31 protein-coding genes, 1 tRNA gene and 2 pseudogenes are annotated in these 25,325 nt (G+C 60.5%); 22 read left to right on the plus strand and 12 right to left on the minus strand.

Going from position 1 to position 25,325, the window contains the following annotated elements:
* Window positions 1-210: 210 nt before the first annotated feature.
* The 3 genes from KBI52_RS13595 (at window position 211) to KBI52_RS13605 (ending at window position 4,277) form a co-directional block, all read left to right on the plus strand.
* Window positions 211-960 (plus strand): GntR family transcriptional regulator, encoded by a 750-nt coding sequence (locus KBI52_RS13595; protein ID WP_210808110.1) that lies wholly within the window; start codon window positions 211-213, stop codon window positions 958-960.
* Between the two features lie 42 nt (window positions 961-1,002).
* Window positions 1,003-3,324, plus strand: coding sequence for a molybdopterin guanine dinucleotide-containing S/N-oxide reductase (locus KBI52_RS13600; protein ID WP_210808112.1), 2,322 nt, complete (start codon window positions 1,003-1,005; stop codon window positions 3,322-3,324).
* Window positions 3,325-3,725: 401 nt separating this feature from the next.
* Window positions 3,726-4,277: a helix-turn-helix domain-containing protein gene (locus KBI52_RS13605; RefSeq protein WP_247654382.1), complete on the plus strand. Its 552-nt coding sequence runs from the start codon at window positions 3,726-3,728 to the stop codon at window positions 4,275-4,277.
* Between the two features lie 72 nt (window positions 4,278-4,349).
* On the opposite strand, the gene KBI52_RS32940 is transcribed toward KBI52_RS13605, so the two are convergent.
* On the minus strand, window positions 4,350-4,733 hold the full coding sequence (locus KBI52_RS32940; protein ID WP_247654374.1) for a hypothetical protein: 384 nt from the start codon (window positions 4,731-4,733) through the stop codon (window positions 4,350-4,352).
* On the opposite strand from KBI52_RS32940, the gene KBI52_RS32945 reads away from it, so the two are divergent.
* The 4 genes and pseudogenes from KBI52_RS32945 to KBI52_RS13625 all read left to right on the plus strand — a co-directional run bounded on the left by KBI52_RS32945 (window position 4,720) and on the right by KBI52_RS13625 (window position 6,291).
* Window positions 4,720-5,031 carry a hypothetical protein gene (locus KBI52_RS32945; RefSeq protein ID WP_247654375.1) on the plus strand — a complete coding sequence of 104 codons (312 nt, stop codon included), beginning with the start codon at window positions 4,720-4,722 and terminating at the stop codon, window positions 5,029-5,031. The genes KBI52_RS32940 and KBI52_RS32945 overlap by 14 nt on opposite strands.
* 141 nt (window positions 5,032-5,172) lie before the next feature.
* Window positions 5,173-5,631, plus strand: a pseudogene (locus tag KBI52_RS13615) (peptidase); the annotation flags it as partial.
* A gap of 280 nt (window positions 5,632-5,911) precedes the next feature.
* Complete coding sequence (locus KBI52_RS13620; RefSeq protein WP_210808116.1) at window positions 5,912-6,091, plus strand: hypothetical protein; 180 nt, start codon at window positions 5,912-5,914, stop codon at window positions 6,089-6,091.
* Entirely contained in the window at window positions 6,088-6,291 is a 204-nt protein-coding gene (locus KBI52_RS13625; RefSeq protein WP_210808118.1) for a hypothetical protein, read from the plus strand. Before KBI52_RS13620 ends, KBI52_RS13625 begins: the two co-directional genes overlap by 4 nt.
* Before the next feature lie 105 nt (window positions 6,292-6,396).
* Here KBI52_RS13625 and KBI52_RS13630 read toward each other — a convergent pair whose 3' ends face one another.
* The gene (locus KBI52_RS13630) at window positions 6,397-6,666 is read right to left on the minus strand and encodes a hypothetical protein (protein ID WP_210808120.1); all 270 of its coding nucleotides are present in this window, start codon (window positions 6,664-6,666) and stop codon (window positions 6,397-6,399) included.
* A gap of 372 nt (window positions 6,667-7,038) precedes the next feature.
* Between KBI52_RS13630 and KBI52_RS13635 the strand changes: the two genes are divergently transcribed.
* Both KBI52_RS13635 and KBI52_RS13640 read left to right on the plus strand, forming a co-directional pair.
* Window positions 7,039-7,317: a hypothetical protein gene (locus KBI52_RS13635; protein ID WP_210808122.1), complete on the plus strand. Its 279-nt coding sequence runs from the start codon at window positions 7,039-7,041 to the stop codon at window positions 7,315-7,317.
* A gap of 146 nt (window positions 7,318-7,463) precedes the next feature.
* Window positions 7,464-7,688: a DUF3563 family protein gene (locus KBI52_RS13640; protein WP_210808124.1), complete on the plus strand. Its 225-nt coding sequence runs from the start codon at window positions 7,464-7,466 to the stop codon at window positions 7,686-7,688.
* A gap of 342 nt (window positions 7,689-8,030) precedes the next feature.
* On the opposite strand, the gene KBI52_RS13645 is transcribed toward KBI52_RS13640, so the two are convergent.
* Window positions 8,031-9,212 (minus strand): adenylate/guanylate cyclase domain-containing protein, encoded by a 1,182-nt coding sequence (locus KBI52_RS13645; RefSeq protein ID WP_210808126.1) that lies wholly within the window; start codon window positions 9,210-9,212, stop codon window positions 8,031-8,033.
* 490 nt (window positions 9,213-9,702) lie between these two features.
* Here KBI52_RS13645 and KBI52_RS13650 point away from each other — a divergent pair, with 490 nt between their 5' ends.
* From KBI52_RS13650 to KBI52_RS13660, 3 genes are all read left to right on the plus strand, one after another.
* Window positions 9,703-10,911 carry a PLP-dependent aspartate aminotransferase family protein gene (locus tag KBI52_RS13650; RefSeq protein ID WP_210808128.1) on the plus strand — a complete coding sequence of 403 codons (1,209 nt, stop codon included), beginning with the start codon at window positions 9,703-9,705 and terminating at the stop codon, window positions 10,909-10,911.
* Between the two features lie 144 nt (window positions 10,912-11,055).
* Window positions 11,056-11,778, plus strand: a complete 723-nt coding sequence (locus KBI52_RS13655) for a Crp/Fnr family transcriptional regulator (RefSeq protein WP_247654377.1) — start codon at window positions 11,056-11,058, stop codon at window positions 11,776-11,778.
* Between the two features lie 92 nt (window positions 11,779-11,870).
* Window positions 11,871-12,089: a dodecin gene (locus tag KBI52_RS13660; RefSeq protein WP_210808132.1), complete on the plus strand. Its 219-nt coding sequence runs from the start codon at window positions 11,871-11,873 to the stop codon at window positions 12,087-12,089.
* A gap of 691 nt (window positions 12,090-12,780) precedes the next feature.
* On the opposite strand, the gene KBI52_RS13665 is transcribed toward KBI52_RS13660, so the two are convergent.
* Together KBI52_RS13665 and KBI52_RS13670 are read right to left on the minus strand one after the other, a co-directional pair.
* Window positions 12,781-13,170, minus strand: coding sequence for a cupin domain-containing protein (locus tag KBI52_RS13665; RefSeq protein ID WP_210808134.1), 390 nt, complete (start codon window positions 13,168-13,170; stop codon window positions 12,781-12,783).
* A 274-nt stretch (window positions 13,171-13,444) separates the two neighbouring features.
* Window positions 13,445-14,479, minus strand: a complete 1,035-nt coding sequence (locus KBI52_RS13670; RefSeq protein WP_210808136.1) for a patatin-like phospholipase family protein — start codon at window positions 14,477-14,479, stop codon at window positions 13,445-13,447.
* A gap of 767 nt (window positions 14,480-15,246) precedes the next feature.
* Between KBI52_RS13670 and KBI52_RS13675 the strand changes: the two genes are divergently transcribed.
* Window positions 15,247-15,648 carry a response regulator gene (locus tag KBI52_RS13675; RefSeq protein WP_210808138.1) on the plus strand — a complete coding sequence of 134 codons (402 nt, stop codon included), beginning with the start codon at window positions 15,247-15,249 and terminating at the stop codon, window positions 15,646-15,648.
* Between the two features lie 71 nt (window positions 15,649-15,719).
* On the opposite strand, the gene KBI52_RS13680 is transcribed toward KBI52_RS13675, so the two are convergent.
* Window positions 15,720-15,977, minus strand: coding sequence for a hypothetical protein (locus KBI52_RS13680; protein ID WP_210808139.1), 258 nt, complete (start codon window positions 15,975-15,977; stop codon window positions 15,720-15,722).
* 152 nt (window positions 15,978-16,129) lie between these two features.
* Entirely contained in the window at window positions 16,130-16,498 is a 369-nt protein-coding gene (locus KBI52_RS13685; RefSeq protein ID WP_210808141.1) for a phasin family protein, read from the minus strand.
* 207 nt (window positions 16,499-16,705) lie between these two features.
* Between KBI52_RS13685 and KBI52_RS13690 the strand changes: the two genes are divergently transcribed.
* The 5 genes from KBI52_RS13690 to KBI52_RS13710 all read left to right on the plus strand — a co-directional run bounded on the left by KBI52_RS13690 (window position 16,706) and on the right by KBI52_RS13710 (window position 19,012).
* A complete protein-coding gene (locus KBI52_RS13690; protein WP_210808143.1) occupies window positions 16,706-17,845 on the plus strand; it encodes a phasin family protein in 1,140 nt (379 codons plus the stop codon).
* Between the two features lie 158 nt (window positions 17,846-18,003).
* Window positions 18,004-18,079, plus strand: a tRNA-Ile gene (locus tag KBI52_RS13695).
* A gap of 57 nt (window positions 18,080-18,136) precedes the next feature.
* Window positions 18,137-18,349 (plus strand): hypothetical protein, encoded by a 213-nt coding sequence (locus tag KBI52_RS13700; protein ID WP_247654378.1) that lies wholly within the window; start codon window positions 18,137-18,139, stop codon window positions 18,347-18,349.
* The gene (locus KBI52_RS13705; RefSeq protein ID WP_210808145.1) at window positions 18,346-18,609 is read left to right on the plus strand and encodes a hypothetical protein; all 264 of its coding nucleotides are present in this window, start codon (window positions 18,346-18,348) and stop codon (window positions 18,607-18,609) included. The genes KBI52_RS13700 and KBI52_RS13705 overlap by 4 nt, the downstream gene beginning before the upstream one ends.
* 214 nt (window positions 18,610-18,823) lie before the next feature.
* Window positions 18,824-19,012 carry a hypothetical protein gene (locus KBI52_RS13710; RefSeq protein ID WP_210808147.1) on the plus strand — a complete coding sequence of 63 codons (189 nt, stop codon included), beginning with the start codon at window positions 18,824-18,826 and terminating at the stop codon, window positions 19,010-19,012.
* A 922-nt stretch (window positions 19,013-19,934) separates the two neighbouring features.
* Here the strand turns inward: KBI52_RS13710 and KBI52_RS13715 are convergent.
* Together KBI52_RS13715 and KBI52_RS13720 are read right to left on the minus strand one after the other, a co-directional pair.
* A pseudogene (locus KBI52_RS13715) lies at window positions 19,935-20,363 on the minus strand (IS5 family transposase); the annotation flags it as partial.
* A 2-nt stretch (window positions 20,364-20,365) separates the two neighbouring features.
* Complete coding sequence (locus KBI52_RS13720; protein WP_210808149.1) at window positions 20,366-20,716, minus strand: transposase; 351 nt, start codon at window positions 20,714-20,716, stop codon at window positions 20,366-20,368.
* Between the two features lie 260 nt (window positions 20,717-20,976).
* Between KBI52_RS13720 and KBI52_RS13725 the strand changes: the two genes are divergently transcribed.
* Entirely contained in the window at window positions 20,977-21,261 is a 285-nt protein-coding gene (locus KBI52_RS13725; protein ID WP_210808151.1) for a hypothetical protein, read from the plus strand.
* Window positions 21,262-21,352: 91 nt separating this feature from the next.
* Here the strand turns inward: KBI52_RS13725 and KBI52_RS13730 are convergent, their stop codons facing one another.
* The gene (locus KBI52_RS13730) at window positions 21,353-21,547 is read right to left on the minus strand and encodes a hypothetical protein (RefSeq protein ID WP_210808153.1); all 195 of its coding nucleotides are present in this window, start codon (window positions 21,545-21,547) and stop codon (window positions 21,353-21,355) included.
* Between the two features lie 272 nt (window positions 21,548-21,819).
* Between KBI52_RS13730 and KBI52_RS13735 the strand changes: the two genes are divergently transcribed.
* From KBI52_RS13735 to KBI52_RS13745, 3 genes are all read left to right on the plus strand, one after another.
* Window positions 21,820-22,644: a response regulator transcription factor gene (locus tag KBI52_RS13735; RefSeq protein ID WP_247654379.1), complete on the plus strand. Its 825-nt coding sequence runs from the start codon at window positions 21,820-21,822 to the stop codon at window positions 22,642-22,644.
* A gap of 240 nt (window positions 22,645-22,884) precedes the next feature.
* Window positions 22,885-23,562, plus strand: a complete 678-nt coding sequence (locus tag KBI52_RS13740) for a hypothetical protein (protein WP_210808155.1) — start codon at window positions 22,885-22,887, stop codon at window positions 23,560-23,562.
* 207 nt (window positions 23,563-23,769) lie between these two features.
* Window positions 23,770-24,018 (plus strand): hypothetical protein, encoded by a 249-nt coding sequence (locus KBI52_RS13745; protein WP_210808157.1) that lies wholly within the window; start codon window positions 23,770-23,772, stop codon window positions 24,016-24,018.
* A gap of 159 nt (window positions 24,019-24,177) precedes the next feature.
* On the opposite strand, the gene KBI52_RS34135 is transcribed toward KBI52_RS13745, so the two are convergent.
* On the minus strand, window positions 24,178-24,444 hold the full coding sequence (locus KBI52_RS34135) for a PilZ domain-containing protein (RefSeq protein ID WP_371823170.1): 267 nt from the start codon (window positions 24,442-24,444) through the stop codon (window positions 24,178-24,180).
* Between the two features lie 446 nt (window positions 24,445-24,890).
* Window positions 24,891-25,325 (minus strand): hypothetical protein (locus KBI52_RS13755; RefSeq protein WP_210808161.1); only part of this gene is annotated, 435 nt, incomplete at its 5' end.

Genomic DNA, 25,325 nt, shown 5'->3' on the forward strand with positions numbered 1-25,325 from the left:
GAACAGCTTATACTCACCCGGTCAATTCCAAAGAACGGGCACTATGGAGAATAAAATTCTAAATGGCGAACGTTTTGTACGATAAGCCGAACACAATGATGCAATCAAGCCTGTTTCTGGTGATTTTTTGCTGCATGAAGGACAGCCTTGGGCCAAATGCTCGCGCACGATTGGGCACAACGATGTCAAGCACGAGAAGGGGGGCTGCAAATGACCGGGAATGAGGACCCATCGCCGATAGCCCGTGCTGGGTCATTCGACGTAGGGTCAGTGCCGGTTGCGGCCCAGCCGCTGCCGCAGCAAATTGCTGCGCACCTGCGTGACTTGATCATTCATGACATTTTGAAACCGGGTGAGCGCATCCGCGAGGTGCCGCTTGCAGAAGAACTCAATGTCTCCCGGACCCCGCTTCGTGACGCCCTGAAGATCCTCGCGGTCGAGCGGTTGGTCGACCTTGCTCCTAACCGCGGTGCTGTTGTCACCGATCTGAGTATTGAGGAAATGCGCGATCTGCTGCGGGTCTATTCCTCGCTGGAGGCGTTGGGCGCTCAGATGGCCTGCGAGCGGGCCCAACCAGCCGATATCACGGCAATCCACGGCTGGCAGAACGAAATGCTGGCCGCTTACGAGCGGAACGACCGTCTCCGCTACTTCCGGGCCAACCAAGCCTTCCATCTCAGCATCATCAAGGCCTCGCGTAATGCTTCGCTCATCGAGGTGCATGCGCAGCTCAATCTGCGGCTCTACCGCGTCCGCTATCTTGCCATTATGCAGCAACAGGACTGGACCTTCGTCAGCAGCCAGCATGAAGCCATTCTAGCCGCCCTCGATCGACGCGATGGACCGTTGCTCTCGCGTCTCCTCGTCGAGCATCTCTCCGGTGCCAGGCGAGCGATCGCAGCACTGGAGGCTGCGGGCCTATCCCAGGATCAGGAGACACCGGCCCGCTCGCTCGCCTGACCGGAGGGCAGGGCAGGCGGCAGTCTCCAATAAGGACGGACGATGCTACCATCACCAGACAAACCGACGCTGGCGACGCACTGGGGCACCTACCGGGTTCAGCTTGAGGAAGGCGTACCGGTGTTGCTTGCCCCGTATGAGGGTGATCCGGATCCCTCGCTGATTGCTAACGCAATGATTGCTGCCAGGACCAGCCCCGCGCGTGTTTTGCGGCCAGCGGTGCGACGCTCGTTCCTGAAGAACGGTGCCGCAACCGGCGGCGAAGGACGGGGCGCCGAGCCCTTCGTCGAGGTGAGCTGGGACGATGCTTTGGGGCTCGTCGCGCGCGAACTCGATCGGGTCCGGCAGGATCATGGCAACCAGGCGATTTATGGCGGCTCCTATGGCTGGGCGAGCGCCGGCAGGTTCCATCACGCGCAAAGCCAGATCCACCGCTTCCTGAACACGATCGGCGGCTACACGCGCTCGGTGCAGAATTACAGTTTTGCCGCGGCCGATACGATCCTGCCCCATGTGATCGGAGACCGGCGCGGGCTGGCAGCCGGACACACGCCGTGGCGTCTGCTCGCGGGCCATTCCGACCTGATCGTCATGTTCGGCGGCGCCTCTCACAAGAACGCACAGGTCAGCTCTGGCGGGCTCAGCCGCCATACCCTGCGTGAGGGGCTTCGTGCCTGCCGCGATGCCGGGCCCCAGCTGATCTCGATTAGTCCGATCCGCAATGACACTCATGTCGAGCTGGGGGCTGAGTGGTGGGCGCCGCGCCCGAACTCGGACGTCGCCCTGATGCTCGGGCTTTGTCACACCCTGCTGAGTGAGAGCCTCCACGATCGAGCCTTCCTGGCGCGCTATACGACCGGATTTGCCCAGGTCGAGGCCTATCTGACGGGTGACGAGGACGGCGTTGCCAAAACGGCCGAGTGGGCGGCGAGCCTCTGCGAAATTCCGGCGAACGAAATCCGCACCCTCGCCCGCCGGATGGCGGCCGGACGCACCTTCATCATGATGTCATGGTCGCTGCAGCGGGCGGACCATGGCGAGCAACCCTATTGGATGGCCATCACCCTGGCTGCCATGCTGGGCCAGATCGGGCTCCCTGGGGGCGGGTTTGGGTTCGGGTATGGTTCGGTCAATGGAGTTGGGAACGCCGACCACGAGCTTCCATGGCCCTCGCTCCCGCAGGGCACGAACGCGGTGGATGACTTCATCCCCGTGGCCCGGATTGCCGACATGCTGCTGAGTCCAGGCGAGAGCTTTGACTTCAACGGCGCACGGCGCGTCTATCCTGATATCCGGCTGGTCTATTGGGCCGGCGGCAATCCGTTTCACCATCATCAGGACCTGAACCGGCTCGTTCTGGCCTGGAAGCGTCCCGAGACGATTATCGTCCACGAGCCTTGGTGGACGTCGACCGCACGTCATGCCGACATTGTTCTTCCGGTCACCACGCAGCTGGAACGGAATGATATCGTCTGCGCCAATCGCGACCGGATGCTTGCGGCCTCGCATCGACTGACGGAACCGGCCGGGGAGGCTCGCGATGACTTCGCGATCTTTTCCGCACTGGCCTCACGGCTTGGGGCTGAAGAGGCCTTTACGGAGGGGCGCATTGAGGAGAGTTGGCTCCGGCATCTTTATGGGTTGGCACGCCAACGCATTGCCGCTGCGGATATGGAGGTTCCCGATTTCGATGCCTTCTGGCGCGAAGGTGTCACCCTGTTGCCGGAACCCGTCGCGGTCAAGCCGCTCCTCGCCGACTTCCGCGCCGATCCGGCACAGTTCCCGCTTGCGACCCCGTCGGGATTGATCGAGCTGTACTCGGAGCGGATCGCAAGCTTCGGCTATGTGGATTGCCCAGGCCATGCTGCGTGGTTACAGCCACAGGAATGGCTCGGGGCGCCTGCCGCAGATCGCTTCCCGCTTCATCTGATCTCGAACCAGCCGGTCACCAAGCTGCACAGCCAGTATGACCATGGCAGTCATGCCCGAATTGCCAAGATCAATGGGCGCGAGCCGATCCGCATGAACCCACAGGATGCGGGACGTCGCGGGCTTTCAGAGGGCGACATCGTACGTGTCTTCAATGATCGTGGCGCTTGCCTGGCAGGCGTGTGCGTTTCGGACGAGGTGCGTCCAGGCGTCGTCCAGTTGTCCACAGGAGCGTGGTTTGATCCCCTGGAGCCGGGTACGCCTGGTTCGCTGGATAAACATGGCAATCCCAATGTTCTGACGCCCGACCGTGGCACATCCGCGCTCGCCCAAGGACCGAGTGCGCATTCCTGCCTTGTCGAGGTCCAGATTTACGATGGCTCTCTGCCACCCGTCACAAGCCATCAACCGCCACCGATCCTGCGCGGGTCGTAGCTCATGTAATGGACCGAATTTGACCTCGACTCAAATTCCGGATCCCGCCAAAACGTTCGTTTTTCAGAACATCAGTTGGAACTCTGCCTTGGGGCCGAAATCGTAGCTACCACAATAGGATGCGTCTGCAGAAACTGCCAAGGTTCCGTTATATTGACAGTTTGTTCTTTATAAAGTACCTTACGTTCTGTTTGATGAACTCTGGGCAAGGATTATGGCCGCGACGGCAGAAATCATTGATCTCAACGAAGTGAGGCGCCAACGCCACGGGGTGACGCAGCTCCTAGCGCCGATGCCCGCCGTTGTGCCTGGGACCTGGGTTGCGGTATGGTTCTTCGTGCCCGTCTGGGTCGGGAATGCTTGGCCCATGCACCGGTAAGACGAGGGGCGCCGTGAGAGATATGCCTAAGGATCATCTCGCCGGTATCCCACATGAAGCTGAAGGCGATCTTGAGACTGAGGCTCACGAACTTGCCGAGATCGTCAGCCGCGCCATGTTGAGCCAGATTGAGCTGGGGCGGAGCGTTCCGACGATTTCGCTGTTGTGGAAGGTGGCGCGGGCGCTCAACGTCCCGTTTTCGGCGCTGACAAGCCCGAGTACTGGCAGCGGCACGGTTGTCATGCGTTCGAAGAGTGCGAAAATCCTGACGTCAGCGGATGGGAGCTTCACCTCAAGGGCGTTGTTTCCGTTCGAAGCGGAGCGGCGGGTCGAGTTCTATAAGCTCACCCTCGCCGCGCAGTCACAGGAGGACGCCGTTGCGCATGCGGCGGGCACCATCGAGAACCTGACCGTCGTGGTCGGCGATGTAGAGATCGAGGTCAACGGCTCCGTTTACAGTCTTCACGCGGACGATTCGATCATTTTCCAGGCCGACGTTCCGCACATCTACCGGAACCCCGGCCACGTGATGGCGATCATGTACCTGGTGATGTCCTACGTCGAGACGGTTTGATCGTTCGATCCTACGCCCCGAGTAGGCGCCGCCGCACCTTGCGGGCGGCAGCGCCTTTCAGAGAGGGCCTGTTCAGGCGCTCTTCTTCATCGGCTTGGTCTGCGCGCCCATGGCCGAGCCCATGCCAACGAGCATCATGCCGCCGCACATCATCATGCAGGGCATGCCCATTTCCATCATCCTCATCATGTTCTCGCAGCACATCTTGAACATGTCTGCGGACATGCCTTCCATCGGCATCATGGTGCAGGTCATGGAGCCGTCGGCGGCCATGTCGCAGGACATGCGGCACATCATGCCCGGCATCATCCCACCCATCTGCATCGGGGACATCATGCCACCCATCATCGGCATCATCCCGCCCATCGGCATCTGGGGCATCATGCCTGGCATCATTCCACCCATCATGGGCATTTGCATCTGAGGCGTCATGTTGGGCATCATGCCGCCCATCATCGGCATCATCCCCGGCATCATGTTGCCCATCATGGGCATTGCGGCTGAGCTGGTCATCTGTCTGTCTCTCGTCTGCTGGTCCGAAGTTCGCCAGCGTTTCCGCTGCGTCGAAGAAAAGGATGAGCCTGGCAGGGTTCCACAGCAACGCATCTCGCTGACAGGGCCGCTTCTTTCCTCCAATTTAATGGAGGTCGGGCCAACAGATCGAACAAACCGTCGTTTTATTGGATGCACCTCAGCTTTAGTGGACACCCCCGCGGACCACTCAACCAGCTTGCCAAACCCAAGTTTGTGCTGATCCTGCCAAAAGCAGGTGCCGGAATTAAGTCATGCCGCCGTGGGAGGCTACCGGCGCAGTGCCGGCTGGAGACGGGTGCGCACCCCGGATGCTGCGCTTTCCTCCCATAGGCGGAGAACGTTCAGCGTATTGGCCCCAGAACAGAGGAGTTCCTTCAGCTTGGCAAGTTTGTCCCAGTCTGTTTCGGGGTTGCCGGCCGAAGGGCTCCGCCGTAAGGAGACCGGCGGGCCAATGGAACTCTACCTCGTCTACTCAGCCGGCAATTTCATCCGCTGCGGGCCGGACGCCCCCTTCCTCCAGATCGGCGAGCGCAAGTACGGCAAGCCCATTCTGGATCGGGCCGTTCGCTACAACACGGACCTGTATGAGGCCTTGAAGATCAGCCTGACCTCGATGGACTCGACCATGCGCTCGAACATCGGAGTCGCCCTACCCATTAATCTGGCAATCGCCCGGCGCGATGCGTTCGCCTTCGAAGTGCTCCACCGGATCGAGCCGGGCGAGCCTTACTTCCATGACTTGATCGAGCGCTGGTCGGCTGCCTTACGCGCTGCTCACAAGAGCATTCCGCGTCCACCCTATGGACAGGAGCCGCCATGAGTGCTGGTTGCTGGTGACAGTCTGCTTCAGCGCTGCTTCCCGAAGCAGATTGTGCTCATCCGCTTGGCTTTGTGCCGAAACATCGATCAAGCCGGCCTGATCCGCCCTGATGTGTCGTCTTGCCGACAGACAAAGCATCTATATTCCTGCCACCATGCAGTCGGCCGGATAGTAGTCATGGAGGCCGGAGGTGAGCGACCAGCCCGAGAGCCATTTGATCATCAGCCGGAGCAGCGCAGGTTCGGCTGCATCTGTTGAGGATCATCCGCTGGTGCGATCGTTGCGTTCCATTCTGCGGGAGATCGATGATGAGTACGAGCGGGAGCGCGAGAACCTGCGCCGAACTCTGCCCAACAGCAATGTGAAGGATCGAACCCTAACGATGCTCAAGGCCAGGCACCTGCAGCGGCGGGAGAACTACGTCAGGGAACTGTCGGCGCTCCTGGACAGCCAAGCATGACAGCAACCCTCATCAAAGTGCCCGATCCGGAAGTCTGCTGGTTTTCCACCATGGAAGCCAATGTGTTGCGGCGGCTCGGCGACGGGGCCGGGGTCGACACGATCGCACGGGAACTTGGCCTGGCGGCACCTCTCGTTCAGGAATACGTCGGGTCGGTTCTACGAAAAGTGCGTGAGAGAGCTGACCAGCAGCGCTCCTGATCGACCGTCTCGTCGATCTCATTTCGCCCGGATGGCTTCCAAGCGAGGCAGAGTCGGCATTGGTCAACCGCAGGATGCTTCTCTTTGCCGCGGGCCTCGCGTGACTTACGCGCTCCAGGAATGCGGCCCCTGATGGGATGGGCCGTGCCGGTCAATTCGCATTGACGCGGTCACCGTACAGACCCGCTGGCTCTGCTCGTCTCGCACCTCGATGACGACATCACTGGTATCGCCCTTCGCCAGACGATTGGTGCCGATCTCAGCCGCTGAGCGGGCCGCCGCCTGCACGGCCGCCTCGAGGCTGTCGAACTCGGCTCCCTCGTCATCGTGCACGGGCGGCTTTCCACTCTGAACATCAAAATAGTAGCGGGCCATGGCACTCTTTCCTGTTCGCTGGCCCCGGTTTGGTTTTGATCTTCAACGGCTGTGCCGGTTGCGCGGCCAAGCGCCCTGGCCGAGGGTGCTGCCTCAAAATCCCTCAGCCAGGGCGTCAGCGGAGAGGAAGCCCTCCAACCACCCCGGCGCCATTGACCAACGGCACCAGAGCCTCTGTTAGGGCTGATACGCCACGCGCCGGTACACGCATCTTGCCGTAGCCATGGTAAACAATGTGTATGCGAAGACTGCCACGCCTTTCCCTTGGCCCATGACTTCACGCGCCATTGCATTGAACGTCGGCTGCGACAATTGTGCGCCGCACAAATGGCCTCTTCCCTCGTTGCCTTGTCAGATGCCGGGGAGAGGGTCATGGGTCACAAGAAAAGCATTCCTGCCGCGTGGGGCCAGCGTCGGACACGCTATGATCCGCCTGGTCTTGATGAGGCCATCGCGGCGGCACAGGGCCTGACACACCGGGTCGAGAGCCAGATTGCCATTGCGGCACAATTGATCGGCCTGCCGGAAGATGAAGTCCGAGGGCGCGTGCTGACGGTGCAGGCTCAGACCAGGCCGAGTCGACCGGGGGTTCCCCGAGGACGGCAGCCCAAGATCGTGGTTGTCAAACGGCGCGGTCTCCGCGCCACCTGAGCCTCCTCGTAACAGACCCGTCATGTCAGTTTGCTATCGCTCAAGACGTTCGAACGAGAGCGCACGCACCGGAAAAGAGCGTACAACAACAAACAGCCTGCAGGGGAAGCGCCAGAGGGCTCCAGACACATCAGAGGAGCCATGACATGGTCTTATACACGCTTTGCAAGCTGGCCGCCTTTGGTCGGCTGCCGCTGCCCCTGGTCATCGGCCGTCATCTGACTTGGATTCGCCATCAGCTTAAGCCCACAGATGAAGAGCGCGATGCGGCGCACCTCGCATCAGCCACAGACCTGCATGAACTGGAGTTCCGCATCCGGGGACTCGATCGTCCAGACCGGCACAGACGCGGACTGTTTCATCATTTCTGACGCGTTCACCAAATTACTCGACAACGAGCCCATCTTGTTACTGCGGGAGCTATGCCAGCGATCCGGTTTGGCGTGGAGAGTGCGATGCAATCTGCCTTCGTGGTTGGTCAGCTTGTCCGCGTCAGAGGAACTGGACGTCTGTGTGAAGTAGTGCGCGTTCTTCCTGTCACAGAGGATGGCATGCTCCTGTACGTGATCAGAAATGAGCAAGGGGCAAAACTGATTACACGACACCATGAACTCCGAAGAGCATAGGCCGGCATGCGTGGGCAATCGGCAGCCAGGACGCAGATCAGATACCAACTGACTACAGCTCACATCATGCACTGACAGATGAGATGATCATTCCCTGGTTTCCGAGTCGGGCGACGCCAAAGCGAAAATCATCTGCTCGTTCGGAATACCTTGTAGGACGAAACTGCCGAGAGGCTGAATTGTGTCAGCAGGAAAGTACGCTGCCATCTCTCGCGAACACACAGCAACCTGTTTCATGCTCTTGGCGACTGCTTCCAATCGGCTGATGAGGTTGACCGTGGGACCAACTACCGTGAAGTCCAGGCGATCGGCGCTTCCGATATTGCCGTAAGTGACAGGGCCAATGTGCAGACAGCCGACAAAGTGCAGATCACTCAGCTGAGCGGCCTTCCTCAGGGCTGCCTCCAAGGCACGGCGTGCGCGAGCACAGGCCTCCTCTCGTCCACCAGCTTCGACAGGAAAGATCGACAGCACGCCGTCGCCAATGAACTTCAGAACGTCCCCTCGCGCTGCGCGAACAGCCTCGACGATGACTTCGAGGTACTGATCGAGGCGCTCCAGGAGCTGGTCGGGCGCCAGTTGCTCCGCAAGCGCCGTGTACCCCCGCAGGTCCGTGAGCAGCACGGCCGCTTCGATCTCCACCTGATCGCCGCGGCGGATGGCACCGGCTGCGATGCGTCTGGCCGGACCATCGCCGAGGTAAGTCCGGAGCAGGCTCTCGGTTGAACGCCGCATGGCAGCTGGCTCTAACGCTGCGGCCAAGAACGGGCTGAGCTCCTGAATAAAAGCGACATCCTCCGGGCTGAAGCCACTGACGGCGTCTGTGGTGAATGCGGCCCCTTGCACCGAGCCGTCACCGTAGATGTAGGGAAGAGCAAGATAGTCGGTACTTCCAGCTGCGGCCAGTTCGAATAACACCGGATGATCCTTGGCCGGGTCCAAGTGCTGCAAGGAGCGCTGAAAGCGGGTACGGGTTTTGATCACGTGCTCGAAAGGGCTGCCGGCATAGGAACTCGTCGCCAGCATGCTGCGCGGAACGATGTACTCCTGGGCTTCAGCCCCGCGCACCCAGATGATTCCCCATGCTCCGATGAGAGGATTGGCCAGCCGCTGTCCGAGCCGCACCCGCCAGAGCGGGATGCCGGCCTGCACCAGCCGCTCGCAGGTCTGCGCTACGATCTCGACCGGCGTGAGGCTCACGCGAGCAGGGCCAGCCAGCCAGCTCGCAAGATCGAAGACACGGACATCTGGCTTCCGCCGGCTGGGCATGGTCGTCCCTTCAGAACCATCACGGAGATTACCTGCGGTGCGATTTTGCCATCACGAGGACGATCTCTCGTATCCCAGTATTACTCCTCAAAGCAGGAGCCACTGTCCAGGATTGTCCGAACCGCACTCACCGATGGCCTTGTACAGCCCTGCTTCGGATGATTTCTCAGTATCGCTCCCATGGCACCCTGATACACGCGGGATATCGTCGGTCGTCCAGCGCCGCCGTTCCGAGCCGCTCAAGATGTCGATTAGAGAGTTGGCTAGTTACAGTTATAACAGTAAACCTACCCCTGAGCCCCTGCTTAACTTGGCGGCTGGAAGAGAATTGCCACTTATTGGACTATAACCGTCCTAAGCCGATACTGCGGCCCAGAACTGTAGCCCTGCGCCCACGCTTGCGGAGGTTCCTGTGTTCTGCCGCCGTTTGCCACCCTGCTGGCGCGAGTGCTACCGGGACGGGGAAGGAACACCACGAAGGAGCAGCCGAATGAATGATCAGACGTCGGTGAGCCATGATGCAACCCTGACCCTTCATGCCGGAGCGGGGCCTCGGGAGATCGGATTGCCGGCATCGTCCCCTCCAGTGATGGCGACCAGCTTCTTCACCCATCCAGACGCGGTGGGTTTCTCAGCCAACGATCTGAATGAGGCCGCGCCTCATTTCTACGCGCGCTGGAGCAATCCGACCCTCGCGCTGCTGGAAACTCGCTTGGCTGCACTCGAAGGTGGCGAGGCGGCCCTCAGCTTTACCAGCGGCATGGCGGCAATCAGCGCCCTGTTTCTGGATCGCCTGAGCAGCGGTGATCACCTGGTTCTGTCCAATGTCTGTTACGCAGGTGTTGCAGAGCTTGCCCATGATATTCTGCCCAAGCACGGCATCGCCGTCACAGCCGTCGACGCGTCGAACCTTGAGGCTGTGGCTGCGGCAATGCGGTCAAACACCAAGCTCGTCCACGTTGAGACGCCAGCCAATCCGATCCTCCGCCTGTCCGATATAGCCGCCATCGCTAAGATCACCCATGCTGGCGGAGCCGAACTCTCGGTCGATGCAACCATCTCCACCCCACTCGGCACCAAGCCGCTGGCGCTTGGCGCCGACTATGTGGTGCACTCGCTGACCAAGTATATTGGCGGGCATGGCGACGCCCTCGGAGGCGCCGTGATCGGCCGACAGGAGCAAATCGCCGCCTTACGCAAGGGTAGCCTCATCCATCTGGGCGGCTCGCTCTCGCCCTTTGCCGCCTGGTTGATCCTACGCGGGCTAGAAACCCTGGCGCCCCGCATGATGATGCACGAAGTGAACGCCCGCCGAATCGAGGCTTTCCTGGCCGATCACCCCAAGGTGCGGTCGGTGTTTTGGCCGGGCTCTCCCCGCCATCCGCAGCATGAATTGGCTCAGCGCCAGATGCGGAACTTCTCCGGCCTGCTGGCTTTTTCGGCCAAGGAAGAAGGTGGAGCATTGGCCCGCCAGCTCGCCGAGCAGCTGCGGGTGGTCTCGTATGCGGTTTCACTGGGCAAGACCAAGAGCCTGCTGTTCTACATTCCTACAGACGACATTCTACGGTCATCGTTCCACTTGGAGGGGGCGGAGGCCCGCTCCTACCGCGATTGGGCAGGCGACGGGGTGTTCCGCTTCTCGGTCGGGCTGGAGGATCCGGACGACATTATCGCCGATCTGGAGCAGGCGCTCGGATGAGCAAGGCCGCCAAACCTCCTTCCGTTAGCTTAAGTAGGATCCCTAACTTTTCTTCCGGCATCTCTTCGGCTAGCTCGGGGTATGAAAGCTGATAACTCTGTCCTCGCTCCAGCTCCCAAGGTCAGCCATCGCGCTAATCGCCTTTTGGCGGCCCTGGAGCCGGACGACTTCGCGGCACTGGAGCCGCACCTGGACGGGGTTTCCCTGCAGCAGGACCAAGTGCTGTACGAGGCGGGGGATCCTCTGAGGCATGCCATCTTTCCTCATGACACGGTGGTGTCGCTGGTGGCCGTGCTGAAGGACGGCCGCTCGGCCGAGATGGCGGTCTATGGTCGAGAAGGGGCCCTAGGCCTCGTCAGTGCGATGACAGCCAGCCACTCCTTCGGGCGCTACATCGTGCTGAATTCCGGCACTGCCTCCCGAATCGAGCTGGAGCGCCTGCACGCGGTGATCGGCCAGCGCCCGAAGGTGCGCCAACTGGTGCTGCGGTTCGCCGAGGCGATGATGGCCCGGGTTCTGCAGAACGTCGCCTGCAATGCCGTCCACAGTGTCGAAGCCCGCGCCTGCCGCTGGATCCTGAGCATGCACGACCGGCTCGATCGGAACACCGTGCCGCTGACGCATGAGTTCCTGGCCGACATGCTGGGCGTGCAGCGCTCCACCGTCAGCAGCATCACCCGATCACTCCAGGAGGCAGGTCTCATCAAACAAGGCCGTGGTGTCATCACGGTGACCGACCGCGCCAGTCTGGAGCAGACCTCTTGTGAGTGCTACGGCACTGTTCGCAGCAGCTTTGAGCGGCTGCTCCCTCACACCTATGGGAATACCTCGACCACCAATCGACGTCAGCAGCCGCAATGTTCCTGATCCTCGTTCCACGCGCCGGCTGAGCGCACCGGCCTCGCAGGCGAAATCGGTCGCCCTACCTATGATCCTTGGATACAAGCAGGGAGGGTAGAATGTCCGATCACGTCTACAAGGTCGTTGAACTGGTGGGCTCGTCGACGAGCAGCATCGAGGATGCAATCCAAACGGCAATCAAGCGTGCCGACCAGACCTTACGCAACCTGAGGTGGTTTGAGGTGGTGCAAACCCGGGGACATGTGGAGAACGGCGAGGTTCACCATTACCAAGTCGTGCTCAAGGCGGGTTTCACGCTGGAAGGTGAACATCCATAACAGGATACGGCCTCGTGCGACGGGGCGCGATCAGGCGAAACGAAAGCCTGCCCTCAGCGGGTCAAGACGCGCGGCGCTCTACGCTCCACCACAACAGGTTGTCGGCCTGGCGCAACCCGAGCCTGAGTCAGTGGCCGGCTGGAGAGGCGTGGCCTGGCGGCGGCTGCCTTGAGAATCGCGGCTCTGACCTCTGCCTCCGACAAGCCCATCAGCCTTGCGGCAATCTCTGCCTGACCATCAACCCCGTCGGTGAGACCCTGCGCGGCATAGATCGCCTCTTCCAGGGAGGGAGGATTGAAGCGGAGTGAGGTCTGGACGCCAGACGGCTTCTTTTTGGGTGCGGGCATCGATCAGTTCTAACAATAGAACTTGTGGCTACGGATCTTGGACAGGATGTAGATAACGAACATGGAGGCCCCCAGCAGTGACCGGCCTTAGTGGCCGGCGATCATTGTTCTTGCTGCGCTGCAGCATAGAAGGATCGGGCCTTTCCTGAGGAGCAGCATCCTCGAAGAGGTGCTATGCCTTTATGTCATAGCATTCGGAAATGGCGGCTTCTTCAGAAGCAATTGATCGCATCCCTATGTAAATTCTTAGTTTCCATCTTTCGCTCGGCTCGGTTTAAGGCTTGAGGAAGTATAGCACTGGACCTCGGCACCCGGAGCGTTAACGCGACACTCTCCTGAACCTATCAAACAGTTGGTTCCCAGATCCCATCGACGGCAAACGCCTCGCCGTCGCCCGGCCACGGCGGCATGGTGGTTCCCACCGCCGTCAGGGGCTCGGGCGAGACGGAGCGAAACTGGAAGCGGGCTCCAACCGGGATTGAGATGGCGACCCCAGGCTCCACGTCCACGACTTCTTCCCGGTCATGCCAGCGGCGCCACATCTGCCCCCGACCAGAGACGAAGTACCAGACCTCCTCAACGCTCCGGTGCGCCATGGCCCTCGAGACCGCGTGCGGCGGCAGCGTGAAATGCGCCAGGCTGCCCCGGCTCGTGCTGCACAGGACCCGCACCTCGGAGCCATCTGGAGCAGTGGCATCTGGAAGCTCCCCGAGGCGGTTCGTCGCAACCGACATGGAACATACTCCTGCGGGCAGCGGGTGACGGTTACCACATTAGACTAAGCAATGCGATGTCAGGCCTCCGCCAGTGGTCTTCCCCCTGAAGCAGGTGCTCTCAGCAGAGGACACCGGCAGCGAGGCGGCCAGAAACTCCTGTTCATGCGTATGGTCGGAAACATCGCATCTGGACAAGCGGCTAGGAAGGGCAGGTCTCCGTTGCCGGCAGGCACTCGCAGCCAGTGCAATCAACAGGAGAGGTTGCGTTCGAAGCTCATCACTGAGGAAAGGGTTAGCTCGAAAGTCCGTCAGTTGCCCCCGACAACCATTTATCCGCTGCTGCCTGTCCCACATCACGAAGCTGAAGCAAGAACGGCCAATCCAGATTGAGCGCGCTCGATTGGCTCAGCAGCGGAAAGCTCTCCTCAGCCGCGATATGGTGGAGATGTAGCTTGCGGAGCTTGCGCGAGAGAACTGATCCTCCCGGCTCAGCGCCAGACAATGACCGCATGGCAGCGAGAGCGTCCATATCCCGCAGAAGTGAGCTGTTGAAGGTAATCTGCTCCATGCGCTTGGCGATCTCAGAGGATGTTGTTGGCATCTCTGCGCCAGCCGTTGGCATGATTTGCACAATCAGAGCTTCAGAAGCTCGTGAGGCAGAAACCAGCGGGATCAGTGGCGGGTTGGCCGAGTACCCGCCATCCCAATAGGCTTCACCATCAATCGAGACGGCATGATGAATAACCGGAAGGCAAGCGGACGCCAGAACGGCGTCGAGCGTTAAAGCCTTCTCACGAAAGATGTGCAATTTGCCATCGCGTACGCGGGTAGCTCCAATGAGCAGCCGCACACTGGGATTCGCCCGCAGGGCATCGAAGTCAATTTCGCTGGCCAACAGCGATTTGAGCGGGTTCACGTTAAATGGATTGAACTGGTACGGGGATAGGACGCTGGTTGCCATGGCCAGTGCGGCACCGGACTGCGTCCGAGGCGCAGTATCGCTGGCGCGCCTCCAAAAACGCTCCAGTTTCTGTCGCGCACCCAATCGGCCACCTTCGGACAGCCCCGAGGCCAGAAGAACAGCGTTGACCGCGCCGGCACTTGCGCCACTCACAGCATCCAGCACCAGATCATCCTCGGCCAGCAGGCGATCAAGGACGCCCCAGGTGAACGCACCAAAAGAACCACCGCCTTGGAGAGCCAGAGAGAGTCGTCTCCTGCTGGTCTTCGACGCGATGACCCGGCGCCGAATTGGGGCAGGTGCGTCGGCTTGGGTGCCGTGGGCAGGGTGAGAGCCGATCAGGAGGTCTTGGAGTGAGAGTTTCATGGCGAACAAACTGTGCAGTGCACCACAAAGTTCAACAAGGCAGACCTGCTCAAAATGCAGCCATTAGCGGGTCCCAGCAGATTATGCGCACAAAGCAGCTCGTCTGCCGAGAAACTGATCAGTTTTGGCGCAGTCAAGGAAGTGCTCTGGCGATCCATGTTATCGACGCATGGCGATGCAGATTGGTGCCCGCGTGCCGCATTGCAGCTACTTTCGCAGGAGCATGCTGGAGATGGGAAAAACGGCGCTCGGCTAATAAGCCAACCTTCGCCAAAAGCGGGGGAGGGCGTTCTTGATGCCAGTTTGCTCGCTTGAAGAGATCGCGTCACGGTGGAGGCCGCGCTGCTGGCCAAGAGATGTCAAAATAGCTATCGGAGCGATGTTCAGCTCCTAGTGAGTCCCTCTCAGCAGCCAATCATCTTTGGACGCATCGTTGAGTACACCAGGCTCGAAGAGCGACGGCTGTGCTGACTCCGAGATTGTCTCAGGCCGCAAGCCGGTGACATTCACAAATGGAATGATCCGGCTGATACCAGCAGCGAGAATACCAAAGACATTGATCCCCAGGGCATCAATAGTCTCGCAACCTTATGGTCCGCTCCTTGATCCGGTTCCGGCCATACGAGCATCTCACATGGGACATCAGTTGCAACCGCACGGTTCTCACCCACCTTTGTGCGGACGACCACAAGTGTCAGCGAGTAGATCCCCTGATGTAAGCACTTGTTAACCATGTGGGCGGATCCTGCTCTTCTGAGGGGCGCCATATGGCTCGACAACCGCTTGTTCTTCTGGTTTCCAAGGATCGACTGACTGGCATCCTGACCAGCAACGGCCTTCTTGGCTATGGGTATGACGTCTTGGTGGCGGCCAGTGTTGAGAAAGCTTTCGATCTTCTCCGCACAACCCCGCGCATCAGCGTTCTGGTCATCAACGTAGAGTTGGGGAACTTCTCCGAGGGTTTGGCACTCGCGAAGGCCGCCCGCAAGGATGACCCGAAGATCAAGGTCGTCTACACCTGCGGCATTCCCAACAGGCTCCCGGAGCGCGAGAAGGTCACTGGCGCTCCCTGTCTGCGAACGCCGTACCATCCGCACCAGCTTGTCGGTGTCATCGGGCAAATATCAAACCGGTCCGTTCCTGACGAGCATGAGATGCACGCCGTCTAACATCTCGGATCGGATCTGACGTGCTCTTGAGGAGCGAGGTGGCGTTAAGAATCTAGCCCGCAATGCTGGCCTCAGGCCAGTCTCAGGCGCCTTGCATTCGCCTGGACTTGCCTTCGGTAATCCTGCACGACCTGATGAGCCGACCCACCGGCAGCAACTGTCATCGCGGCGTCCATGAAGGCGAGCATCTTCTCTGTCACCATGAGCTGCGCCTCAGCCGGAGTACCCTGATCCATTGCAATCTGCGCCAAGCGCAGGCTTATCACACTTTGCGCTTCCAGGCCGAGCAGAGTCGTATCGAGGGTGAGCCTGACCCAGGATCCCAGCATCGTTGCTTCTCCAGTGCTACGGATTGCTTGGCGAGCCGTTAAGCTGATCAAGCAAGCGCCCTTGATGCAATCAGGAAGTATGCACAGCAGCAAACAGACGAGAGCGCCCGACGGCGAGCCGGACGCTCTAAACAGGCTGATGGTGCCTGTGATTACTTTGCACGCGCTGTAGACTTTGCCGGGGCAAAGGTCGCCTGCGCAGCAGAGTAGAGGGCACCGAACGGCGCAAGGCTGTCCTGGGCCAGCTTGGCATAGAGCTCACGGGTCCTCGTCGACTGAGCAACGAAGCCTTCGTAGGCGCTCTTCGCATATTCGGTCTGGATCTCGATCACCTTGTCGAGCGACTTGACGCCAACGAGCTTTTCGAACGTGGAGGCAGTCTGCTCAAACGACTTCTTGGCATAGTCGGCGGTCTCGACAGCGATCGCCTGCGTGCCGGTGGTGGCAACCTCGATGGCCTTCACGGTTGCGCCAAAGCTGTCTTTGCCGAGTTTCTGAACGGTTTCAAACGGCTGGTTCATGATGGTTCTCCAAAAGGGCGCCTTGCCCGCTGTAAGATGCAGCCGCTAAAGACTCCGGCTGCTGGTTTATTGTGCATCGCACCATAAAAGTCAAGGCTTATTGTGCGGTGCACAATCGCAAGGTTTGGGCTATATTGCCGCGTGCCGCTACCAATCCGTCCCGAATGCTTGCTCCCTCGTGTTGCACTGCCATATGAATGGTCGAGCTTGCTGCCTGCGGCTGTGCCGTTGTTGCGTTCCACAATCCAGCAAGCTTGCCTGCCCAATTGTGCGTACCTGTCTCTGGCGTTCTTTCACCCCTTGGCGGGATCTCGCCTTACGACCGCTGCAGGCTCTGTACGGTCGATGATGCCGGATCCTCTGCTTTGTCTGCGAGGAATGATGATCAACCGAACCATCGGCCAAACTCCGCCTGATAAGGCCAACGAACTCTTTGCCCAGCTGCTGGGGACAGCCAATGATGCTGCCGAGACCCGCGAACAGCTGCTCGCAAGCCTGGCCCATGAGCTGGATCTTCTGGCCAATCTGCAGGAGCAGCACCTGTTTCCGGTGCTGGAGAACCACCCAGAAACCGCCGACCTCGTCCGCGAAGCGCGGGATGACAATCAGCGGACCAGGGCTCTTCTGGACGAGCTTGCCGCCACGCCGAAGGACAGCGATACGTTCCTGCCGAAGGTCGAGGAGTTGAGGAAGGTGTTCCAGCAGCACATCCGCAACGACAAGAACGAACTGCTGCCGGTGGTGCTGAAGGTCCTGAACGAGGAGGAGGTCGAGGCGGTCGTCGAAAAGGTTGAGGAGGAGATCGCCGAGGCCACGCGGGCGGCCAGCGACCAGCCGGTCCGGCGCCCGAGGGCTAAACGCGCACCGCACGCAGGCGGCAACCTGCTGGCAGCAGTTGAGGCTATTCCGGAGGCCACCCAGGACGTCGAGCAGGGGATCCAAGCGACGGCTCAGGTCAGTCTGCCTGTCGCGGCCGAAATCGTCGACCGTGCCATTGAGGTCACTGGTGTCCAGGGTCAAGTGACATCAAACCTTCTGGATCACGCGCCACGATATCTGCAAGCCGTAGCCCGTTCGAACAGGATCCTGGCCCGCGGAACCGGCACGATCGCACTGGAATGGTTCGGCCTCAGACAGGAGCGCCTGCTCAAAAACCTTGATGGCATGAACGAGTTATTGGCCTGTCGCTCGATACCGGATCTCGTGAGCCTCCAGAGCTCTCTGATCCGTCAGAATGTTGAGCACATGATCGGCAACAGCCAGCGTCTCGCGCAGATCTCGGCCCAGGTTGCGCAAGAGGCCACGCAGACGATCATGTCTCCGACGGCGGATCGGCCCATCTCCTGACAGGCTCTATCAAAGCACTCCCGGCCCTGCTGCCGGGAGTGCGGCAAGGCCGTGTTAGTCAGGAGACAACCATTCTCTTGGACCGCGGCGTCGTTCATGACTTAGTAGTGATCATGCAATAGCCAAGCCACTTTCGATCCGGCATAGTCCGCGTCTGTGGGCCTGTAGCTCAATGGTTAGAGCCGGCCGCTCATAACGGTCTGGTTCCCGGTTCGAGTCCGGGCGGGCCCACCACATATCGACCCAACGCCGTTTAGACCTGCCCGCTCATCCAAACCAACCCGTCCGATAATGACCGATCCCTCTCCCTCTCAGGAGGCCGACCTCGTCGACCATCACGGCTATCGCATCCGCCTCAGCCCGAGCAGCTTGGACTGGATGGCCCTCGTGACCCGGCCCGACCATAAGCCCACCCTGATCATGGCCCCGGAGCGGGAGACGGTCCTGGCCAAAGCCCGAGAGTGGATTGATCACCAGCTGGCCCCGGACGCGAGCCCGCAATGACCTACAGCCTGATCCAGCTGGCGCCCGGCTCCTATGACCTTCTCCTCGGCGACACCATCGTGGCCAGCGTGGTGAGAAGCGGCCTGCGCCAGCCCTATACTTGGACCGCCGAACTGCTTGAGGAGTTGCCGCGGAGCAGGCGACCCGCACCGTTCCGGGAGATCGAGCACAGCTTTCCGTCCTTGGAGGAGCTGTGCGCCTGGCTTGGCCACCCAGCTGTGAAGACCAACAACCGAGGCACCGCGTCTCAGGGGGCATGAGAGAGAAACGCCCCGGCGGAGGCGCTGTCTGAAACCTCGACCGGAGCGGGTGTGCCAAGGGAATGACGCACAGCTTGAATGTACGTCATCCTAAGCCAGCGGCAATGCGGCTCTCAAAGGCCAGCAGATCACGCGCATCAAGGCCCGCCGTGTGACCTGCCGGCTACAGACATCAGCGTCGAAATCCGACATATCGCATCGCCGAGCGACACAATTGGATCGCCCTCTCCACCATTTTCCAGAACCTGCCGAGTTCATCGAGGTCTTCATCATGCCGCCGACAGAGGTTGCAGCGCCTGTCTTTGTTCCGACACATGCCCCGACATTCACACAAGCCGCCGTGCGGTTTGTCGTTTCCTTTGCCGCCCTGATCGGCCTGAGTTTGCTGCTGGCCGCGCTCTAAGGCCACATTGTTCGGCGCCTGTGCTGATTCCGATACAGCCAAAGCGCTGGCCATCAGGCATATTGGCGGCGTCCTTGAAGGAACGGCTGGGGGGCCGAATCTCCCTGGAAGGGGAGCGCCTCTGCCCTGCACGAGGCGCTTCTCTTTACCAGGACAGGCGTGATCACGCTACCAACGTGCGTGGCTGTGCCCAAGGATGAGCTCTCGCGACAAGTGCTGATCGATACGCTGGTGATCTCGACCTGGCATATGAGCGGAAACGCGAGGTCCTCAGCAGAGGCTCACGCGGCGCTACGCTGACGGCGCCGATGCTCGCAAAGCTCAGAGACGAGTGCCGCATCAGGCAGCCCTCCAGGCAGTCACCTGCGGCCCTCCCAAACCCACCTGAAATCCGCTTGAAACTCGGATCCCTTCATGCGGCGGACTACCGTCGACAGACTACCACGGTGAGCATGAGATAATTGGCCAACCGACGCAAGGCGCCCGAAATGAGGTGGCAGGATCGAGCGCTGCTCGGCCAAGTCGAGCTTAAAAGGAAACGCTCCAGCCAAGAGAGGTTCGCTTTAACTCTCAGCCGGAGCGCCGTAACTCCCGTAGGGGCAACTACTTGAGCCACGTCTCATAGGCTAAGTGGTCTCCATCCATCCGCAACTGAGCAAGAGGAGTGGGTCTTTGGTCCTGGACCACGCCCTGTTTCCTTTCAGGAGTAGCTCCAAAATCCAAATGCTTCGGCGAAGGTCGATCGGTCTATCAGCCAGGATGTCTGCATGCAAAATGAAGTGACATCGCGCTTTGGATCCAGGCCAGGCAGTCTGACAGTCGAGGCCGCCCGATGTAGCAGCTTGCCAGTTTAAGGATGATCACAGGCTTTTGCTCGCTCTCACGCGAATGCTCCGGTGGCTGTCGATCCCGCAAGTGGGTCCTAGGTCGTGTGGACGGATTTGATGAGGATGAAGCTCAAAGCAAGCGCGACGAAGGAGCCGTAGTTCTCGTCCGTTTTCTCGCAGCGTAAGGCAATGCGCTTGAACCGCTTGAGCTTTCCCATGGTCTGTTCGATGCGAGCCCGCCCACGATAGAGCGCTTTGGGAAAGAACTTCGGCTTGTCCTTGGTCGTCGTGCGGTACGGAATGGCCGGGCAGATGCCGCGGGCCCGGGCCGCCTGTCGGTTGGCTTTGGCGTCATAGCCCTTGTCGCCTACCGCAGCGCGGGGCGTGATGTCCGGCCCGACGTCGAGCAGGGTTTCGAAGTGCGGGCTGTCGCTGGCCTCACCGCCGGTCAGGCAAAAGCCCAGCGGGTCACCATCCCAGTCGGTCTTGAGGTGGATCTTGGTCGAGAAGCCACCCCGGGAGCGACCTAGCGCTTGTCGGCTCTGCCCCCTTTTGCCCCGGCCGCCGAGACATGGGCGCGTACGATGGTGGAATCGAACATCTGCACCAGATGCGCCGTGCCACTCAGGGCCGCCAGGGCCTCAAAGAAGGCCTCGAACACGCCCGCCCGGCTCAAGCGCCAAAAGCGTTTCCAGACCGAGTTCCAGTGGCCGAAGCACGCCGGCAGCGCCCGCCAGGTGATGTTGTGGACGGTGAAATAATGCAGCGCCTCCAGGAAGCGGCGGTCGTTGCGGCCCTTGGCGCCGCGCCGGGAGCACGAGCCGGCAAACACCCGCAGCACCGTCGCCCAGTCGTCCTCCGTCATTCCCGTCAGCATGGTCGCGCCTCCTGAAGCCGACCTGCCATGAATCATTGCCTGCCTGATTTGGGAATCCACTCACCCAATGCTCATCCCAATCCGTCCACATGGCCTAACCTGAATCTGCGGGAGACAGGGACAGAGAAACTAATCAGCTTTCTCCTAATGGCCTATGTGCCGGGCTCGAAATTTGAAGCAGCATTGGAGAACCTGAGAGCGGCTATCGGCGAAACCGGAGGCGCTTGACAGGATCGGCCGCACTGGGACGAGAGGCGAAGATGAATCGAGAACAGCAAGCCGCTCGGATCGAGAAGATTGTTGCGACGATTGCCGAGCGGGCCGTCAGCGTGCCCTCTGGTCACCGCTCCGCCTACATCGAGGATGAAGTTGAGAAGGTGCGGCAAGCCTTCCTGCAGACCTATGAGGCTGATGAGGGGCTGAGGGGTTACGCCATGGAGTTCGTCGACAAGATGAGCGGGTGGATCGAGGCCCGAGTTCACGCGCTGGAGACCGGGGCATCCGGCGAGCCGAAGCGGGAGGGAAGGGAGGAGCTAAAGTCCTGAGCCGGGAGCGCGCCATCGCGCAGATGGAGCGATCTGCGTTGCAGTCGACGCAGTGAATCTCTCGCATGGCAGACCAGGACGGAGGTTCTGATCAGATTCCAAACGCCGCTGGAGCCGCTCCCCACAGCCGAAGCGGCTTGCCAGGAGACCGTGTCGTTCGCTCGCTTGAGTCGATCGGCACGATGATGGAGGTCATTCCGCCATAGAGGACAATGTAGCCTTGCTGCCTGAGATCGCGCTCGGCGTGGTTCAGGGTTTCGAGCCAGGGGCGGAGAAAGTTCAGCATGCGAGCCTCACACCAGGAGAGTTCCTTGGGCTAAGCAAGAACCATGCCCAGCTGCCCGATAGAGGTCCGTCGCTAGCGCGGGCAAGCGGCGGTGAGACGATGGCTAACCCATCTCATTCCACGGCGCAGCAAGGAATCTCGATGGTGGGCTCTACCCTCAACTGGGCTGAGACACGGAGGCCCGCCCACAACTTCGTTAAGCACAGCTGAATGGTGCCTTGCCCTTACGTACTAATGCGTACCTCTTAGTGAGTAGATTGAGCCCTATCCCCTTGCTCAGCCAGGGTTCTTCATCATTGATGAACATGCAGGATTGGCTTGGGGCGACACGACGGGGGCAGGGGATGTTTGGCGATCAATACGGCTGTGCGGTCGGCTCGAATGGAGAGGCAGGTCGCTCCGATCAGCAGATCGTCACTGCATTGCTCTGCGGCAACGCGCTGCTGGGCGCGGGGCTCACGCATCTTCTGACGGGGACCCGCTTTAAGGTTATCGACGCAGGACGCCCCGGAGAGAGCGCGTCAGCTGGTCAGGCTGACGCAGTCCCAGGTCTGTATGTCATTGACGCCAGCGGATCGCCCCAGCAAACAATCACGCTTGTTGAAGACGCCAAGCGGCACCACCCCTCGGCTCGCATCGTAGTCATCGCCACGAGCTTTGATCTTGGCCTGGTCCGGCTTACGGTCGCGGCCGGGGTGGATAGCTTCTGCCTCGCTACAGTTGACCGTGAGGTGCTGATCAACGTTCTCGAGCTGACAGTTCTGGGCGAGCCGATTCTGCCGGGAAGCGTGCTCCAGTCCCTGCTCGATGAACCGTCCACGGTTTCAGCTCTGGCTCCCACCCCGTCGACATCCGAGCCCAACACTCCTGATCCGCGGGTGGAGAAACTGTCGCCTCGCGAGACGGTCATCCTGCAGTCGCTGATGGGTGGGGAGGCCAACAAGGTCATTGCCCGCAAGCTCGAGATCACGGAAGCGACGATCAAGGTTCACGTGAAGTCGATCCTGCGCAAGATCGGGGCCGCCAACCGCACCCAAGCCGCCATGTGGGCCAACGAGAACCTCCGCCCTGGCGATCGCCCGTTCCTCAATGCTTAGTACCTCACCAGAGACGGTAGTCGCCAACAACCTTCTGCTGAGGATCATCTCGGCTCATCGCCGTCCTTCGGTGCCCACGGAGACATCGGGCGCGATCAGGAGATGCTGGTCGAGTGCCGGGTTAACCACCGGGTTGCGTTTGGAGCAGATCCCGCCAAACTGTCGTGCCCTGTCGGTCGTCGTGACGTAACATTGCATCGATTGAATCGACCAGCACCTCTTGTGGAAGGCGCACACCCGATGAGCACCACCCGTGTCTTTCTGCTCGCCTCCTCCCTGGCTCGATTGATCGAGAGGGAGAGAGGAGGTCAGCTTGTCCGACGAGGCTACTTCCCGGAAGGACCAAGCCGCAGCACCCATGTCCAGCTGGAAGGCGAAGCAGGGCACCTTGTCCTGGTCTCCCCTCATCCCGCCGGGATGCACGAGGATCTGACCGCGATCTCCCGCCTGCAGGCCGAGGCTCTGCTCGAGTTGGCCGCCGGACAGGTCGAACTCCAGAATGTCAGCGTGGACATCGGCTCCTACATCGCCGCCGTCCATCGCTTCATCAGTCCGGGACCGCTCGATCTGATCACTATCGTGTTCAAGCACGACAAGGCAGCGCGAAAGTTCCAGCCTCCGGCCTGGTTCGGGCCCGAGGTCACCAGTGATCCCAACTATCAAACTCGCGCCATCGCTCTGGCCGGTCTGCCATCCCCTGCAATGATAGAGGTCACGGACGCAGCCCTCCACAGCCTGCTCGATATCTTGGACAATCGCGCTGGCGAGCCCCAGCCGCAGCCATCCCAGGCGGCGCGTCCGCCCGCGGCTTCGGAGCCGGTCTTAGATCCTGCGGCCGAACAGGAATTCGACAGGCTCAACATCGAGGACAGCGTGATCCGGGAACTCGCCCGCTCATTGCAGCCACAGGGACGCTGATCTTGTCGTCAATATAGTTGAGCTTGCATCGGAGAGGATCCTTGCCTGGATCCATGCAGGGAAAGCACTGGCGGCTTAATCAGCTCGGGGTGTCTGTGTCAGGGGAGGCACAGGTCATCCGCCGAGGATGAGGACAATTGATGGTTGCCGCCCAGGCCGAAAATGATGATGGATTGATCGGCAACTCGCCTCTGACAAGAACCGACAATGACCTACGGCCTGATCCAGCTGGCGCCCGGCGCCTATGATCTCCTCCTCAACGGAGAGGTCGTGGGGAGTGTGGTGCGCAACAGTTCCTCTCAGCCTTATACGTGGACAGCGGAACTCCTCGAGGATTTACCGCCAGCACGCAGGCCAGCACCCTTTACCGACCTTGAACATGTCTTCGCTTCGCTGGAGGATCTTTGTGATTGGCTCGGAAGTCCGGCGATGCATGGTGACGCCTGGGAGCGGTGAGCATACCCTTTCGATGGAGTTCAGACGGGATGCTGATCCGCGTTCACCACTGGTTCAGTGGTGGGCCGGCATCTTAGGATACCGGTTGCCCGACCGTACTCCCGGCCAAGCCCAGGACCCTCGCTCCCTCTCATCGTTGGACTGGGTCGGGTTCTAGCCTCAATCCGTAAATGTTGCCCCGTAATAGACCCCATCTGTCCAGATCAAGCGAACCCGAGCGGCCGCCCCATGGTCTGGAATTTGCAGCTGAAACTCCATGGGAATGTCGGCTGGCTCAGACACCACAAGACGCACTCCGGTCTGAGACAGATCCCAAATGGCGCATTCAATCGGTGCCGGAGCCGTCTTGTCTGCGATCCACCCTTTCAAGGGGGCGGAGAAGCGCTCACTCGAACGACGCTCGGGCGTTCCAAAGGGCATGCACATGGTCCTACGACGGAAGGCCACTCATAGGAGAGCAGGCTGACTTGGGGCTTTGCTGCTGAGAGAGCCGGCGGCCTCGATATCGCGCCAGGTCCGACGAGGAGCCCGGTAGGACAGTCCATCCGTGCCAACTCCCGGGGCTCGTCGATAGCTGTCGTCGACAGGCAGCTGAGCTCAGACTGAGCTGATTTGCCGGAGGTGACAAGCGGCTCAATTGGGGCGCGGCAGCGTGGCACACTTCTCGAGATCCAGTATAGACGCACCTCCGGGCAGCCGGTTCTCTCTCGGCGGATGGCGATGAACCACAGGTTTCCCGAAGTCGAAGTCGACCGACAGAAACTCATCTCTCTGATGCGAAGCCTTGACTGATCATCCTGCTGAAGCCGGAAACAGCCTTGTTGCAGACCGCGCCAGAGATTTTCCGCATCTGAGATCTCTGGCGCGGTGTTCTAAAGGTCCCTGGGGGCGGGCAGGAGGAAGGATCCCATCGCCTGGGACGGCCGCAGGAGCGGCTTTTCAGGTCCTTTGACCACGAACCGGGTGGCGGCTGGATCGAAGTCGAGTTCCAGGTCCATCGCGGCCTTGAGAGCTTCAGCGTTGGCCGGTCCATAGATCCGGTCAAGAAACGCCGCATCGTCAGCGGAAACGAGGATCGAAAGATCCGTCTTCTTGGCGGCTGCGGTTAGCGCTGTCATTCCCGAGATCGGCTCGGCCTGATCGGTGTTTGTGAAGATGAACACGGCTGGCCGCAGTGGCTTGTCAGCCACCTGTTCGTTGCGGCCGTGGATCGCTTCGTCAATGATCTGCTGCCACAGGAGGCGTGTCAGGAGATTGTAGGCCGCGGCATGCTGGCCGTGTCGGGTCGGGCAGCACACATAAACGGT

The organism is Microvirga sp. HBU67558 (assembly GCF_018069605.1).
GTDB classification, from domain to species: domain Bacteria; phylum Pseudomonadota; class Alphaproteobacteria; order Rhizobiales; family Beijerinckiaceae; genus Microvirga; species Microvirga terrae.

What these genes read in the sequence shown, in the direction of transcription:
- KBI52_RS13730 (WP_210808153.1), bottom strand. Translation starts at nt 21,547, where the DNA reads ATGCTGAACTTTCTCCGCCCCTGGCTCGAAACCCTGAACCACGCCGAG.
- KBI52_RS34135 (WP_371823170.1), bottom strand. Translation starts at nt 24,444, where the DNA reads ATGTGCATGCCCTTTGGAACGCCCGAGCGTCGTTCGAGTGAGCGCTTC.
- KBI52_RS13740 (WP_210808155.1), top strand. Translation starts at nt 22,885, where the DNA reads ATGAGCACCACCCGTGTCTTTCTGCTCGCCTCCTCCCTGGCTCGATTG.
- KBI52_RS13720 (WP_210808149.1), bottom strand. Translation starts at nt 20,716, where the DNA reads ATGCTGACGGGAATGACGGAGGACGACTGGGCGACGGTGCTGCGGGTG.
- KBI52_RS13630 (WP_210808120.1), bottom strand. Translation starts at nt 6,666, where the DNA reads ATGGCCCGCTACTATTTTGATGTTCAGAGTGGAAAGCCGCCCGTGCAC.
- KBI52_RS13665 (WP_210808134.1), bottom strand. Translation starts at nt 13,170, where the DNA reads ATGTCGGTTGCGACGAACCGCCTCGGGGAGCTTCCAGATGCCACTGCT.
- KBI52_RS13725 (WP_210808151.1), top strand. Translation starts at nt 20,977, where the DNA reads ATGAATCGAGAACAGCAAGCCGCTCGGATCGAGAAGATTGTTGCGACG.
- KBI52_RS13595 (WP_210808110.1), top strand. Translation starts at nt 211, where the DNA reads ATGACCGGGAATGAGGACCCATCGCCGATAGCCCGTGCTGGGTCATTC.
- KBI52_RS13640 (WP_210808124.1), top strand. Translation starts at nt 7,464, where the DNA reads ATGGTCTTATACACGCTTTGCAAGCTGGCCGCCTTTGGTCGGCTGCCG.
- KBI52_RS13605 (WP_247654382.1), top strand. Translation starts at nt 3,726, where the DNA reads ATGCCTAAGGATCATCTCGCCGGTATCCCACATGAAGCTGAAGGCGAT.
- KBI52_RS13635 (WP_210808122.1), top strand. Translation starts at nt 7,039, where the DNA reads ATGGGTCACAAGAAAAGCATTCCTGCCGCGTGGGGCCAGCGTCGGACA.
- KBI52_RS13685 (WP_210808141.1), bottom strand. Translation starts at nt 16,498, where the DNA reads ATGAACCAGCCGTTTGAAACCGTTCAGAAACTCGGCAAAGACAGCTTT.
- KBI52_RS32945 (WP_247654375.1), top strand. Translation starts at nt 4,720, where the DNA reads ATGCCGCCCATCATCGGCATCATCCCCGGCATCATGTTGCCCATCATG.
- KBI52_RS13650 (WP_210808128.1), top strand. Translation starts at nt 9,703, where the DNA reads ATGAATGATCAGACGTCGGTGAGCCATGATGCAACCCTGACCCTTCAT.
- KBI52_RS32940 (WP_247654374.1), bottom strand. Translation starts at nt 4,733, where the DNA reads ATGATGGGCGGCATGATGCCCAACATGACGCCTCAGATGCAAATGCCC.
- KBI52_RS13700 (WP_247654378.1), top strand. Translation starts at nt 18,137, where the DNA reads ATGACCGATCCCTCTCCCTCTCAGGAGGCCGACCTCGTCGACCATCAC.
- KBI52_RS13745 (WP_210808157.1), top strand. Translation starts at nt 23,770, where the DNA reads ATGACCTACGGCCTGATCCAGCTGGCGCCCGGCGCCTATGATCTCCTC.
- KBI52_RS13660 (WP_210808132.1), top strand. Translation starts at nt 11,871, where the DNA reads ATGTCCGATCACGTCTACAAGGTCGTTGAACTGGTGGGCTCGTCGACG.
- KBI52_RS13675 (WP_210808138.1), top strand. Translation starts at nt 15,247, where the DNA reads ATGGCTCGACAACCGCTTGTTCTTCTGGTTTCCAAGGATCGACTGACT.
- KBI52_RS13600 (WP_210808112.1), top strand. Translation starts at nt 1,003, where the DNA reads ATGCTACCATCACCAGACAAACCGACGCTGGCGACGCACTGGGGCACC.
- KBI52_RS13680 (WP_210808139.1), bottom strand. Translation starts at nt 15,977, where the DNA reads ATGCTGGGATCCTGGGTCAGGCTCACCCTCGATACGACTCTGCTCGGC.
- KBI52_RS13670 (WP_210808136.1), bottom strand. Translation starts at nt 14,479, where the DNA reads ATGAAACTCTCACTCCAAGACCTCCTGATCGGCTCTCACCCTGCCCAC.
- KBI52_RS13625 (WP_210808118.1), top strand. Translation starts at nt 6,088, where the DNA reads ATGACAGCAACCCTCATCAAAGTGCCCGATCCGGAAGTCTGCTGGTTT.
- KBI52_RS13705 (WP_210808145.1), top strand. Translation starts at nt 18,346, where the DNA reads ATGACCTACAGCCTGATCCAGCTGGCGCCCGGCTCCTATGACCTTCTC.
- KBI52_RS13645 (WP_210808126.1), bottom strand. Translation starts at nt 9,212, where the DNA reads ATGCCCAGCCGGCGGAAGCCAGATGTCCGTGTCTTCGATCTTGCGAGC.